Below are 13,839 nucleotides of genomic sequence, written 5' to 3'. Positions count from 1 at the left end.
GGCCACGCCCTTCGGCGGCTTTTTATTGACGGTGCAACCAGGCGGCCGGCGTTACGCCGCGCGCTTGTCGTGCTCGATCACGGCGTAGGCGCTGTGATTGTGGATCGACTCGAAGTTTTCGGCTTCGAGCGTATAGGCGATCACGCGCGCATCGGCATTCAGTCGCACGGCCACGTCGCGCACGAGGTCTTCGACGAACTTGGGGTTCTCATACGCGCGCTCGGTCACGAACTTCTCATCCGGACGCTTGAGCAGGCCCCACAGCTCGCACGACGCCTCTTCTTCTGCGATGCGAACGAGGTCTTCCACCGGCAGATCGCCTTCGAACTCGACATTCATCGTCACGTGCGAGCGCTGGTTGTGCGCGCCGTATTGCGAGATCTTCTTCGAGCACGGGCACAGGCTCGTCACGGGCACGAGCACCTTGAGGAACAGGCGCGTTTGCCCGTTGCGCACGTCGCCCGTGAGCGTCACTTCGTAGTCCAGCAGACTTTCCACGCCCGACACCGGCGCCACTTTCTTCACGAAGTACGGGAACGTCACTTCGATACGGCCCGCCTGCGATTCGAGCTTCGCGAGCATCGCGGCCAGCATCGCGCGGAACGTGGCGGGTTCGAGCGGCGCCTTGTTCTCTTCGAGCAGCGCGACGAAGCGCGACATGTGCGTGCCCTTCTGGTCGGCCGGCAGATGAACGTCGAGATTCCACGTGCCGACGCTCGGCTGGACGTCGCCCGCGCCCGTCTTCACCGTGAGCGGATGGCGCACGGCCTTCACGCCGACGCGCTGGATCACGATCTGACGGGTATCGACGGAGCTTTGGACGTCCGGCATCACGAAGGCCGGGTTCATCTGATTCATGTTCTTATCCTCAAGCCGCGCCATACGCGGCGCGCAAATAACAAACGCCGGCATGAGCCGGCGTTTGCTGGCGGAAAGCCGGGTAGGAACCCGCCCGCCAGTTCAAATGTGAATTGGGCTGCCGCGAGGGCGACGCACCAATCAAACTATCGCGATCTCAATCGACCTCAGGCAACGCGCATCACCGACTTGCCGGACACTGCCTTGTCGAGAAAGCGCTCGCGAATCGACTTCGCGATCCCTGCTGCGTCGAGCCCGCAGCCCGCCAGCAGCTTCGCCGGGTCGCCGTGGTCGATGAAGCGGTCGGGGAGGCCCAATTGTAGTACGGGCTTGATAACCCCACTTTCAAGGAGGGCTTCCACGCAGGCCGAACCGGCGCCGCCCATGATGCAGCCTTCCTCGACGGTCACGAGGTAGTCGTGCGTTTCGGCGAGCTGCTTCACGAGGTCCGCGTCGAGCGGCTTCACGAAGCGCATGTTCGCCACGGTGGCGTCCAGTTCCTCGGCGGCCTTGAGCGACGGCGCAACCATCGTGCCGAACGCGAGGATCGCGATGCGGCTGCCGGCCGGCGCGTTGCTCTCGCGGCGGACTTCGCCCTTGCCCACCGGCAGCGCGGCCATCTGCTTGACGGTCGCCACGCCCGTGCCCGCACCGCGCGGGTAGCGCACGGCCGTCGGGCAGTCCTGCTGAAGCGCCGTGTAAAGCATCTGGCGACATTCGTTTTCGTCCGACGCCGCCATGATCATCATGTTCGGAATGCAGCGCATGAACGCGAGATCGTACGCGCCGGCGTGCGTTGCGCCGTCCGCGCCGACGAGGCCCGCGCGGTCGATCGCGAACACGACGGGCAGGTTCTGCAGGGCCACGTCGTGGATCAGCTGGTCGTACGCGCGCTGCAGGAAGGTCGAGTAGATCGCGACCACGGGCTTCAGGCCTTCTGCCGCGATGCCGCCCGCGAACGTGACTGCGTGCTGCTCGGCGATGCCGACGTCGTAGTAGCGGTCCGGGAAGCGCTTTTCGAACTCGACGAGGCCCGAGCCTTCGCGCATGGCCGGCGTGATGCCGATCACGCGCGAATCGAGTTCAGCCGCGTCGCACAGCCATTCGCCGAACACCTGCGTGTAGGTCTTCTTGGCGGGCGTTGTCGACGGCTTGATGCCTTCGGCCGGGTTGAACTTGCCGGGACCGTGGTACAGGACCGGGTCGGCTTCGGCGAGCTTGTAGCCCTGGCCTTTCTTCGTCACGACGTGCAGGAATTGCGGGCCGCGCAGTTCCTTGATGTTCTGCAGCGTCGGGATCAGCGAATCCAGATCGTGGCCGTCGATCGGCCCGATGTAGTTGAAGCCGAATTCCTCGAACAGCGTAGCCGGCACGATCATGCCCTTCGCGTGCTCTTCGAGCTTGCGCGCGAGGTCGAGCACCGGCGGCGCATGGCGCAGCACGCGCTCCACGCCCGCGCGTGCGGCGGCGTAGAAGCGGCCCGACATGAGGCGCGCGAGATGGCGATTGAGCGCACCAACCGGCGGCGAAATCGACATGTCGTTGTCGTTGAGGATGACGAGCAGCGGCACGTCGTCTTCCACGCCGCCGTTGTTCAGTGCCTCGAAGGCCATGCCGGCCGTCATCGCGCCATCGCCGATCACGGCGATGCCCATGGCATTGTCGCCCTTGAGCTTGCTCGCCACGGCCATGCCGAGCGCCGCCGAAATCGACGTGCTCGAGTGCGCGGTGCCGAACGTGTCGTACGGCGACTCGTCGCGTTTCGGGAAACCCGAAATGCCGCCGAGTTGACGCAGCGTCGACATCTGATCGCGGCGGCCCGTCAGGATCTTGTGCGGATAGGTCTGATGGCCCACGTCCCAGACGATGCGGTCGCGCGGCGTGTCGAACACGTAGTGCAGCGCGATCGTCAGTTCGACCGTACCGAGGTTGGACGACAGGTGGCCGCCCGTCTGCGAGACGCTCTCGAGAACGAAGGCACGCAGTTCGTCGGCAAGCGGTTGCAACTGGCGGCGATCAAGGCGGCGCAAATCCGCCGGGTCGTCAATGGTTTTCAGCAAGTCGTACATCGTCGTTCCATTGTAGGAAAACTGGCGCTCCCGCACTTTTTCTGCGCATTACTTCCATTTCATGCGCGTGGGCGGGTTGCGCGGTCAGCTCACCCGGTTCACCACCAGGTCAGCGAGTTCGGCGAGGCGCTGAGCGCGCGCGCCGAACGGTTCGAGCGCCGCGTGTGCGTCGGCGCGCAACTGCTGCGCGAGCGCACGCGATGCATCAAGACCGATAATCGACACGTAGGTCGGCTTGCCGTCCTTCGCGTCCTTGCCAGCGGTCTTGCCGAGCGTTGCGGAGTCGGCGGTGACGTCGAGAATGTCGTCCACCACCTGGAACGCGAGGCCCACGGCCGCCGCGTATTTGTCGAGTGCGGCGAGGTTTTCCGCCGAAGGCGTCTCGCCCGCCAGCGCGCCCATGCGGACCGCGGCGCGCAAGAGCGCGCCGGTCTTCAGGCGGTGCATCGTTTCGAGCTGCTCGCGGGTGAGCGAATGGCCCACGCTCGCGAGGTCGATGGCCTGGCCGCCGGCCATGCCGATCGAGCCGCTGGCCAGCGCGAGTTCGCGCACGAGCGATGCCTGGTGCTGGGCACCGAGCACATCGGAGGTCAGCGTGACGAAGGCTTGCGACTGCAGCGCATCGCCCACCAGCAGCGCCGTCGGTTCGTCATATTTGACGTGTACGGTGGGTTTGCCGCGACGCATGTCGTCGTCGTCCATGCACGGCATGTCGTCGTGCACGAGCGAGTAGACGTGGATCATTTCGAGCGCGCAGGCCGCCGCGTCGAGCGCTTGCGGCGTGGCGTTGGTGAGTTCGCCCGCCGCGTGGCACAGGAGCGGACGCACCCGCTTGCCGCCGCCCATTACGGCATAACGCATGGCGTCATGCAGCGGCGCCGGCAATACGTCGGCAGCCGGCAAATAGTGATCGAGCGCGCTTTCGACCCGGTCGAGTACGTGCCGGGTCCATTGGTCAAATGTCATAGATCGTCGTCTCCGCCCGCTGCGGAGTCTGTCGTATTGAGGGGCACGGGCCGCAGCGTCTCGCCGTCGAGCACGCGCACCTGTTGTTCAACCTTTTCGAGCTGCTGCTGGCAGAAGCGCACGAGCGCCGCGCCACGGCGGTAGGCTGCAAGCGATTCTTCCAGACTCAGGCTGCCGCCTTCCATGCGTGCAACGAGCCCGTCGAGCTCCGCAAGCGCCACCTCGTAGCTCTCGGGCAGGGCTTCGCCCTCGGCCAGCCCGGCTTCGCTTTCGCCCGCGCCAGCGCGGTCTTTCGTTGCGGATTTCGCCATGAGTCGTCGCCAGAATGAAACAAGGCGGACATTCTACGGCAAAAGGTCCCGTTCGACCCGCTCCCCGGCTTGTGTACCCTCTCGACCACATGTTCGGGGCCAGTACAAATCGGTTCCAGAAGGCCCGATTACCCGTGCATTTGTCTCATACTTCCTGAATTCCTGCCGTCTTTCCGGTGTAATTTTGGCAAAAATCAGTCACTTAGCTACCCCACGAGGGGGTAACCGGGTATAATCGCCGGCTCCCTAAATCGAATCTTCGATGGTTGGGTTGTTCACTGCTTTCACGTCTTCATCGGGAGTGGGAATGTCCAATCTGAGCAATGCATTGCAGCTGAAGTCTATCCACAGCCAGCTGCCAGTCACCGCTTATTTTGACGAAGCGCTACTCAAGCGCGAAATCGACACGCTTTTCCAGAAGGGTCCTCGCTACGTCGGGCACGAACTCATGGTGCCCGAGGCGGGAAACTATTTTGCGCTGCCCGGCGAAAAAGAAGGCCGCGTGCTCGTTCGCAACAAGAGCAACGAAATCGAGCTGCTCTCGAACGTGTGCCGGCATCGCCAGGCCATCATGCTAAACGGTCGCGGCACGGCAGACAACATTGTATGTCCGCTGCATCGCTGGACCTATGACCTCAAGGGCGAATTGCTCGGCGCGCCGCACTTCGCGGACAAGCCGTGTCTGAACCTGAACAGCTCGCCGCTCCAGAAGTGGAACGGGCTGCTGTTCGAATCCGCGGGCCGCGACGTCGCGCGCGATCTCGCACGCCTTGGGCCGGCGAAACACCTCGACTTTACGGACTACATGTTCGATCACGTCGAGGTTCACGAGTGCAACTACAACTGGAAGACCTTCATCGAGGTCTATCTGGAAGACTATCACGTCGTGCCGTTCCACCCGGGACTCGGCAACTTCGTCTCGTGCGACGATCTCCAGTGGGAGTTCGGCGAGTGGTATAGCGTGCAGACCGTCGGCGTGCACAAGCACCTCGGCAAGCCGGGCAGCCCGACGTACCGCAAGTGGCACGACGAAGTCCTGCGCTTCCGTAACGGTGAGCCGCCGGAGTTCGGCGCGATCTGGATGGTGTACTACCCGAATCTCATGATCGAGTGGTATCCGCACGTGCTCGTGGTCTCGTGGCTGATCCCCGAAGGCACGCAGAAGACGAAGAACATCGTCGAGTTCTATTACCCCGAGGAAATCACGCTCTTCGAGCGCGAGTTCGTCGAGGCCGAGCGCGCCGCCTATATGGAAACCGCCGTCGAAGACGACGAGATTGCCGAGCGCATGGACGCCGGCCGCAGGGCGCTGTTCGAGCGTGGCGTTTCCGAGGTCGGCCCGTACCAGAGCCCGATGGAAGACGGCATGCAGCACTTCCACGAGTTTCTGCGCCGCGAGTTGGGACCGATCTGACGCGCGGCCTGGCGCGGGCGTCGGGCAACTCGAACGCATCACGGAAAGACGGGCTTCGCCCCGTCTTTTTGTTTAGACTGACGGCACCGGGCCGTCGCATCGCGAGAGAGGGCGGCCTTGCACGATTCAAGGAGCCGTCATGCCCCACACGCACTACACCACGCTGATCTCGGCCGCCAATCTGCACGAACGCCTGACCGCCGCGCCGGGCAGCGTGCTGGTTTTCGACTGCCGCTTCGATCTCGCCAATCCCGCCGCGGGTGAGAACGCCTATGCGCTCGGCCATCTGCCCGGCGCCCAATACCTGCATCTGGACCGCGACCTCTCGGGCCCGAAAACCGGCAAGAACGGCCGCCATCCGCTGCCCGACCGCTCGGCGCTCGTCGCCACGCTCCTGCTGCGCGGGCTCAACGAAGGCCAGCAGGTCGTGGCCTACGACGCGCAAGGCGGCGCCTACGCCGCCCGCCTGTGGTGGCTCCTGCGCTGGCTCGGCCACGACTCGGTGGCCGTGCTCGACGGCGGCCTCAAGGCGTGGGAAGCCGCGGGCTTCCCACTCGTGCGCGACGTGCCGACACCCGCGCGCGGCACCTTCAAGGCCGGCGCGCCGCTGCAGGTGACGGTGGACGCGCAGGCCATCGTCCGCAATCTCGCCACGCACGAACTCACGGTCGTCGACGCGCGCGCCGCCGACCGCTATCGCGGCGAGAACGAAACGATCGACCCGGTGGGCGGCCATATTCCTGGCGCGCGCAATCGGTTTTATCAGGACAATCTCACGCCGGACGGCCGCTTCAAGTCGGCGCATGCGCTGCGCGAAGATTTTACGGCGGTGCTGCCTGGCATCACGCCCGAACACGTGGTCCTGCAATGCGGCTCGGGCGTGACCGCCTGCCACAATGCGCTCGCGATGGAGATTGCCGGCCTGCACGGCGCGGCGCTCTATCCCGGTTCGTGGAGCGAATGGAGCGCCGACGCGTCGCGGCCGGTCGCGACTGGCCCCAACCCCTAAGCCGGGTATCCGGAGCCGGGCACGGCGTCACACCACGCCGTGCTCCTTGAACCAGGCAATCGCGCGCTTCCAGCCATCCTCCGCATCGGCCTTGCGATAGCTCGGCCGGTAGTCCGCGAAGAACGCGTGGCCCGCATCGTTGTACACGACGATTTGCGAGCCGCGCCCATCCTGCGGACCCTGCGCGATGGCGGCCTTCATCTGCTCGAGCGTGTTCTGCGGAATGCTGTTGTCCTGCAAGCCATACATGCCGAGTACCGGCACCTGCAGATTGCCCGCGAGATCGAGCGGATTCTGCGGCGAATTTTCCGTGTGTGCGCCCGCTACGCGGCCATACCAGGAAACCGCCGCCTTGATGCGCGGATTGTGCTCGGCATAGAGCCACGTGTAGACCCCGCCCCAACAGAAGCCATTGACGCCCACGCGCTTCAGATCGCCACCGTTCTCGCCAGCCCACACAAGCGCCGCATCGATGTCGCCGAGCACCTGTGCATCGGGCACCTTGCTCGCGATGTTCTCGCTGATTTGCTGCACTGTCGGGTACGCCGAGGCATCCCCCTGACGCACGAAGAAGTCCGGCGCGATGGCCAGATAGCCGAGCTTCGCAAAGCGGCGGCACACATCGGCGATATGCTCGTGCACGCCGAAGATCTCGTGGATCACGATGATCACCGGCAAGTGCGTCTTGCCGCGCGGCTGCGCGCGATACGCCGGGATGAGCGTGCCGCCGGACTGGAAGCCGATCTCGCCGGCTTCGAGGCCTTCGCTGTCGGTGTGGATGGTTTGCGCCGAGACGGGCAGCACGGCAGCGGCGAATCCGCTGCCGAGCGCCGCCTTGATGAAGGTGCGCCGATCGAACGGCACGTGCGGGACGAGGCTATCGACTTCAGGTTTCAGCACGCAGCGCTCCTTGAAGATAGATCAAACAGCGGAAACAGGCAGAATAGCGCCGCGCCCCGGACACAAGCGCCGCCCGGTGCAGCCGCTCAGTGCAGCTTCACGCGCGGCAACGTCGTGCGGCGCAGCCAGTGCGCGAAGGTGTCGAGCACCATGCGCGCGTAGCCGTGCAGCGCCGCGATGTGCAGCCGGTACAGCGACATGTACATGAAACGGGCAAACAACCCTTCGATCAACATATTCCCGCCGATCAGCCCGCCCATCAGGTTGCCGACCGCGCTGAAGTGCCCGAGCGACACCAGCGAGCCGAAGTCGCGATAGGTGAACTCCTCGAGCGGCTTGCCGGCGAGCAGATTGCCCAGCGACTTGAACAGGAAAGTGGCCTGCTGGTGTGCGGCTTGCGCACGCGGCGGCACACCGCGCTCGTGGCCCGGCCATTCGCAGGCCGCGCAGTCGCCGAGCGCGAAGATGTTGTCGTCGAGTTCCGTTTGCAGCGTACGGCGCACGATCAGTTGGCCGAGCTTGTTGACGGTGAGACCGTCAAGCCGCGAGAGCACAGCCGGCGCGGTAATGCCAGCGGCCCAGACCGTGAGGTCCGCGCGCAGGTTCTTGCCGCTCGCGGTGCGCACGACGCCAGGCGCCACTTCGATCACGCGTTCGCTCGTCAGCAGCTTCACGCCGAGCTTGTTCAGCAGCTCGCCTGTCGCCGAAGAAACGCGCTCCGGCAGCGCGGGCAGGATGCGCGGGCCGGCCTCGATCAGCACGATGCCCACGTCGTTGCGCGGATCGAGCTTGTGCAGTCCATAGGCCGACAGCACCTGCGCGGTGTTGCGCAGCTCGGCTGAAAGCTCGACGCCCGTCGCGCCCGCGCCGATGATCGCCACCTGCACGCGCGGCTCGGCGCCGGCGTCCATGGCCGGCGCGAGGTCGTCCGCCGTCACCTCCACCGCGACTTTTTCGGGCGCTTGATGTTCGGCGCGCATGCACGCGGCGATCAAACGCTTGCGAAACCGCTCGGCCTGCTCGACGGTGTCGAGCGCGATGGAATTCTCGGCCGCGCCCGGCACGCCGAAAAAATGCGTCGTGCTGCCGATTGCGAGCACGAGCGTGTCGTATTCGAGCACGCGCTCGGGCAGCATTTCCGCGCCGTCTTCGTCGAGCACGCGCCCGAGCGTGATGCGCTTTGCCGCGCGGTCGAGCCCGGTCAGCTCGCCCTGCTGGAACTCGAAGCCATGCCAGCGCGCCTGCGCCGGATATTCGAGCTGATGCGTGAATGGGTCCATGCTGCCCGCCGCGACTTCGTGCAGGAGCGGTTTCCAGATATGCGTTGGATTGCGGTCGACCAGCGTGATCGATGCCGCTTGCGGCTTGCCCCGCTTCGCGCGCGCCTCGCCATAACGATCGCCGAGCCGTGTTGCCAGCTCCAGCCCGCCTGCGCCTCCTCCCACAACGATAAAGCGATGCATAGACTCTCCGTGCATGTCGAAAGGCGATAGAAAGGCCGATGCGTCGACAACGTGACGTGCGAGGCACCGGCCTTCAATCAAATCATTGTCGGCCGACGGAGCGCGCGGCGGCAACCCTTGCGGCGCGCATTCGCGACATCACGCACGCGAGGCTTGCCTTATCGCGCGCGGGCAGTTACGTCCTGGTTACGGCTTTTGCGGCAGCACTTCGCATTCAGTATGTACTTAGTAGAGCTTCACTAAGCACTACAACGCCTTCAGTGCGCCTCTTCCCAGTTCTCGCCCACGCCCACTTCGGCGACGAGCGGCACCTTGAGCTGCGCCACCGAGCACATCAGCTCGGGCAAGCGCTTGCGCACTTCGGCGAGTTCGTCGCCCGGCACTTCGAGCACGAGTTCATCGTGCACCTGCATGATCATCTTCGTGCCGATCTTGCGTTCGTCGAGCCACTTCTGCACCGCGACCATGGAAAGCTTGATGAGGTCTGCGGCCGTGCCTTGCATGGGCGCGTTGATGGCGGCGCGCTCGGCGGCCTGGCGGCGCGGGCCGTTGCCGCCGTTGATCTCGGGCAGCCACAGGCGGCGCCCGAAGACGGTCTCGACATAGCCGCGCGACTTCGCGTCCATGCGCGTTTCGTCCATATAGCGCGCCACGCCCGGATAGCGCGCGAAATAACGGTCGATATAAAGCTTCGCCGCGTCGCGCGTAATGCCGAGATTCGATGCGAGGCCGAACGCGCTCATGCCGTAAATCAGGCCGAAATTGATGACCTTGGCGATGCGCCGCTGGTCCGCGCTCACTTCGAGCGGCGTGACGCTGAACACCTCGGAAGCCGTGGCGCGGTGAATGTCGTCGCCGCGTGCGAACGCCGCGAGCAGCGACTCGTCGCCCGAGATATGCGCCATGATGCGCAGTTCGATCTGCGAATAGTCGGCGGAAACGATCTTGTGCCCCGGCGGCGCGATGAACGCCTCGCGAATGCGCCGGCCTTCGCCCGTGCGCACGGGAATGTTCTGCAGATTCGGATCGTTCGACGCAAGACGGCCCGTGACCGCCACGGCCTGCGCGTAGTTCGTGTGCACGCGGCCCGTTTGCGCGTTCACCATGCGCGGCAGCTTGTCGGTGTACGTGGACTTGAGCTTCGCAAGCCCGCGATGCTCGAGCAGGATCTTGGGCAGCGGGTAATCTTCGGCGAGCTTTTGCAGCACTTCTTCGTCGGTGGAAGGCGCGCCGCTCGGCGTTTTCTTCACGACCGGCAGCTGCAGCTTCTCGAAGAAGATCTGGCCGATCTGCTTGGGCGAGCCCAGATTGAATTCGCCGCCCGCGAGCGCATACGCTTCCTCTTCGAGCGCGATGAGCCGCACGGCAATTTCCGCGCTCTGCTTTTCGAGCCTCTCGGAGTCGATCAGCACACCGTTGCGCTCGATCTTGCGCAGCACGCGCGATGTGGGCAGTTCGATGTTGCGATACACGTGATCGAGGCCCTTCTCGGGCGCGATCTGCGGATAGAGCGCGCGATGCAGTTGCAGCGTGACATCGGCGTCTTCGGCAGCGTATTCGGCGGCCTTTTCGAGCGAGACGTCGTCGAAGCCGATCTGCTGCGCGCCCTTGCCCGCTACCTCTTCGTACTTGATCGTCTTGATGCCCAGATGGCGCAGCGCGAGGCTGTCCATGTCGTGGCTGCGATGCGATTCGAGCACATACGATTCGAGCAGCGTGTCATGCTCCACGCCATTGAGCTCGATACCGTAGTTCGCGAGCACCTGCTCGTCGTACTTCATGTGCTGGCCGACTTTCTTGTGCTTCCCGCTTTCGAGCCAGGGCTTCAGGCGCGCAAGCACTTCGCCCTGCGGCAGTTGATCGGGCGCGTCCGGGCCGCGATGTGCGAGCGGCAAATAGGCGGCCACACCGGGTTCCGTCGAGAACGAGATGCCGACGAGCTTCGCGACCATCGGATCGAGCGCCGTGGTCTCGGTGTCGAACGCGGTGAGTTCGGCGTCTTCGATGCGCCTGAGCCACGTGTCGAACTGCGGCCACGTCTGGATCGTTTCGTAATGGCGCGGGGCGTCGACGAACAGCGCGGGCTGCACGATCGCATCTTTTTCGGGCACGTCGCCCTGGGTCGCGGCGGGCACCGTCTCGCTCTGCTGACTCGCTTCGGTGACTTCGCGCAGCCAGGTCTTGAAGCCGTGGCGCGCGAAAATATCGCGCAGCTCTTCGCGCGCTTCGGCTCGCGTGGCGAGCGACGCTTCGATCGACTCGAGATGCGGCGTGAGATCGCAAGCCGTTTCCACCGTGACGAGCTTTCTCGCCATCGGCAGGAAGTCGAGCGCGTCGCGCAGATAGCCGCCCACTGCACCCTTGATTTCATCCGCATGCGCGATCACGCCGTCGAGCGAGTCGTATTGCGTGAGCCACTTTACCGCCGTTTTCGGGCCGCACTTGTTCACGCCCGGCACGTTGTCGACGGTGTCGCCGATGAGCGAGAGATAATCGATGATGCGCTCCGGCGGCACGCCGAACTTGGCGATCACGCCTTCGCGATCGAGCGTTTCATTCGTCATCGTGTTGATGAGCGTGACGTGGTCTGTCACGAGCTGCGCGAGGTCCTTGTCGCCGGTAGAAACGATGACCTTCATGCCGAGCTTCTCGGCCTCGCGCGCGAGCGTGCCGATCACGTCGTCGGCCTCCACGCCTTCGATCATCAGCAGCGGCCAGCCGAGCGCGCGCACGGCCGTGTGAATGGGCTCGATTTGTGCAGCGAGCGGCTCGGGCATGGAAGGCCGGTTGGCCTTGTACTCGGGGTACCAGTCGTCGCGGAACGTCTTGCCCTTTGCATCGAACACGCACGCGCTATACTCTGCCGTAACGTCCTTGCGCATGCGACGCAGCATGTTGATGATGCCGTATAGCGCGCCCGTGGGTTCGCCGTCAGGACCGCGCAGATCCGGCATCGCATGGAAGGCCCGATAGAGGTAGCTAGAACCGTCGACCAGCAGCAGGGTCTTACCTTCCAGCCCGTTTTGTAGCTTCAGCTTTGTATCCACGCGTAGTTCTTCAGGCATTATGGACAAGAGAAAAGTGATTCCGAGTCTGCGTTCACTCGCAGATCAAGAGCGCGCGACGGCCAAGAAGGCGCGCGCATCGTGGCAGATGTTCACGATTATGGCAGAGTTTATCGAGGCGACCGAGTACCTGTCCGAGATCCGGCCGGCGGTCAGCATCTACGGCTCCGCCCGCCTGAAACCGGAGTCGGAGTACTTTCAGCTCGCCACCACCATCGCGCGCAAGGTGTCCGATGCGGGCTTCGCCGTGATCTCCGGCGGCGGCCCCGGCATCATGGAAGCCGCGAACCAGGGCGCGCATGCGGGCAAGTCGCCTTCCGTCGGCCTGAACATCGAATTGCCGCACGAGCAGTCGGGCAACCAGTGGCAGGACATCTCGCTGCGCTTCCGCCATTTCTTCACGCGCAAGGTCACGTTCGTGAAGAACTCGGACGCCGTGATCGTCATGCCTGGCGGCTTCGGCACGCTCGACGAACTGGCCGAAGTGCTCACGCTCATCCAGACGAAAAAGTCGCGCCACGTGCCCATCATTCTGGTGGGCGCCGACTTCTGGAAGGGCCTGCTCGACTGGTTCCGCTCGGCGCTCGTGCCCATGGGTCTCATCAATCCCGAAGACATGGACCTGATGCAGGTGATCGACGACCCGGACCAGGTGCTCGAAGCCGTTCTCAAGTTCTACGAAGATGCGGACACCGCCGAAGATACCGGCAAGGAGCATCCGGCGCGCAGCGACCGCGACTCCGACGAAGACCGGATGTTCTATCTCTGATGCACCGCTTGCGGATGGCCTGCGGTTAATGTTTTCGCAGGCCTTCGCACCGCTCGCGCTTCAGCGCATCACTCCCCTCATGCTTTCTCCGCGCTTGCGGGCACGCCGGACGCACCGAGCGGCGCCCGCGCGCTCGCCTGCTCCTCCAGCCAGCGGCAAAACTGCACGACGAGCGGCGCTTGCGCCACCTCGCGGCGCGCCACCCACCAGTAGCCGCGCGCGTCGAGATGCGGCCCCGCGAGCGGCGTGACGAGACGTCCCGACGCGAGTTCGTCGTCGAGCAGCGGCAGCGGGCCGAGTGCAACGCCCAGACCATCCACGGCAGCCTGCAAAGCCAGATAGAAGTGATCGAACGACTGCTTCTTGCGGCATTTGGCTTTCACGCCTGCGGCCGCAAGCCAGGTGCGCCACGCATCGGGCCGCGTGTCCGAATGTAGCAGCACGTGACGCGCAAGATCGCTCGCCTGATGAATCGGCGCGCGCTTGAGCAGCGCTGGACTGCATACCGGCAATTCCATCTCGTCGAGAAAATGACCGGCCTCGCAGTCGGGCCAGTGGGCCGGACCGCGCCGCACGGCCACGTCGAAGCCTTCGAGCGTCTCGACCGGCGCGTTCGAAGTCGACAGGCGCAACTCGACGTTCGGCGCGAGGCGCTGAAACTGCGAGAGCCGCGGCAGCAGCCATTTCATCGCGAAGGTAGGCAGCGCGCTCACGCGCAGCACGTGCACCACGCCCGTGTCGCGCAACTGGCTCGTTGCGCGCGCGATGTCGTCGAATGCCGACTGCACGGCGGCGAGGTAGCGCCGCCCGTCCTCGGTCAGCGCGACCCGCTTGCCGTGCCGGTGAAACACCTGCACGCCGACCCACGCTTCGAGTGCGGCCACCTGCCGGCTAATGGCACCGTGAGTCACATTGAGCTCGCCCGCCGCAGCGGAGAAGCTGTTGTGCCGTGCAGCGGCTTCGAACGCGCGCAGCGCGGGAAAGGGAGGAAGGGAGCGTGCCATGCTTGTGAGTG

At 64.7% G+C, this 13,839-nt stretch carries 11 protein-coding genes; 3 read left to right on the top strand and 8 right to left on the bottom strand.

Annotation, left to right across the window (positions count from 1 at the left end; genetic code table 11):
* Window positions 1-51: 51 nt before the first annotated feature.
* The 4 genes from folE2 to AB3X98_RS31110 form a co-directional block, all read right to left on the bottom strand.
* Window positions 52-858, bottom strand: coding sequence for a GTP cyclohydrolase FolE2 (folE2, locus tag AB3X98_RS31125; protein WP_368605196.1), 807 nt, complete (start codon window positions 856-858; stop codon window positions 52-54).
* 167 nt (window positions 859-1,025) lie between these two features.
* On the bottom strand, window positions 1,026-2,927 hold the full coding sequence (gene dxs / locus AB3X98_RS31120; RefSeq protein WP_069261333.1) for a 1-deoxy-D-xylulose-5-phosphate synthase: 1,902 nt from the start codon (window positions 2,925-2,927) through the stop codon (window positions 1,026-1,028).
* 84 nt (window positions 2,928-3,011) lie between these two features.
* Window positions 3,012-3,893 carry a polyprenyl synthetase family protein gene (locus AB3X98_RS31115; protein WP_069261334.1) on the bottom strand — a complete coding sequence of 294 codons (882 nt, stop codon included), beginning with the start codon at window positions 3,891-3,893 and terminating at the stop codon, window positions 3,012-3,014.
* The gene (locus tag AB3X98_RS31110; RefSeq protein WP_342946998.1) at window positions 3,890-4,204 is read right to left on the bottom strand and encodes an exodeoxyribonuclease VII small subunit; all 315 of its coding nucleotides are present in this window, start codon (window positions 4,202-4,204) and stop codon (window positions 3,890-3,892) included. The genes AB3X98_RS31115 and AB3X98_RS31110 overlap by 4 nt, the downstream gene beginning before the upstream one ends.
* A gap of 307 nt (window positions 4,205-4,511) precedes the next feature.
* Between AB3X98_RS31110 and AB3X98_RS31105 the strand changes: the two genes are divergently transcribed.
* Window positions 4,512-5,618, top strand: a complete 1,107-nt coding sequence (locus AB3X98_RS31105; RefSeq protein WP_069261336.1) for an aromatic ring-hydroxylating dioxygenase subunit alpha — start codon at window positions 4,512-4,514, stop codon at window positions 5,616-5,618.
* Between the two features lie 139 nt (window positions 5,619-5,757).
* Entirely contained in the window at window positions 5,758-6,627 is an 870-nt protein-coding gene (locus AB3X98_RS31100; RefSeq protein ID WP_069261337.1) for a sulfurtransferase, read from the top strand.
* 27 nt (window positions 6,628-6,654) lie between these two features.
* Here AB3X98_RS31100 and AB3X98_RS31095 read toward each other — a convergent pair whose 3' ends face one another.
* From AB3X98_RS31095 to polA, 3 genes are all read right to left on the bottom strand, one after another.
* Complete coding sequence (locus tag AB3X98_RS31095; RefSeq protein ID WP_069261338.1) at window positions 6,655-7,527, bottom strand: dienelactone hydrolase family protein; 873 nt, start codon at window positions 7,525-7,527, stop codon at window positions 6,655-6,657.
* Window positions 7,528-7,613: 86 nt separating this feature from the next.
* The gene (locus AB3X98_RS31090) at window positions 7,614-8,990 is read right to left on the bottom strand and encodes an NAD(P)/FAD-dependent oxidoreductase (RefSeq protein ID WP_069261339.1); all 1,377 of its coding nucleotides are present in this window, start codon (window positions 8,988-8,990) and stop codon (window positions 7,614-7,616) included.
* 257 nt (window positions 8,991-9,247) lie between these two features.
* Window positions 9,248-12,055, bottom strand: coding sequence for a DNA polymerase I (gene polA, locus AB3X98_RS31085; RefSeq protein ID WP_368605209.1), 2,808 nt, complete (start codon window positions 12,053-12,055; stop codon window positions 9,248-9,250).
* A 1-nt stretch (window position 12,056) separates the two neighbouring features.
* On the opposite strand from polA, the gene AB3X98_RS31080 reads away from it, so the two are divergent.
* Window positions 12,057-12,824 carry a TIGR00730 family Rossman fold protein gene (locus tag AB3X98_RS31080; protein WP_342946997.1) on the top strand — a complete coding sequence of 256 codons (768 nt, stop codon included), beginning with the start codon at window positions 12,057-12,059 and terminating at the stop codon, window positions 12,822-12,824.
* Window positions 12,825-12,901: 77 nt separating this feature from the next.
* Here the strand turns inward: AB3X98_RS31080 and AB3X98_RS31075 are convergent, their stop codons facing one another.
* A complete protein-coding gene (locus AB3X98_RS31075; RefSeq protein WP_368605195.1) occupies window positions 12,902-13,828 on the bottom strand; it encodes a transcriptional regulator GcvA in 927 nt (308 codons plus the stop codon).
* Window positions 13,829-13,839: the final 11 nt, after the last annotated feature.

It is taken from the genome of Paraburkholderia sp. BR14312 (genome assembly GCF_040948675.1).
GTDB lineage: Bacteria > Pseudomonadota > Gammaproteobacteria > Burkholderiales > Burkholderiaceae > Paraburkholderia > Paraburkholderia nodosa_A.
Note: the sequence above shows the minus strand (reverse complement) of the source record. Positions and strands in the feature narration are given on the sequence as shown.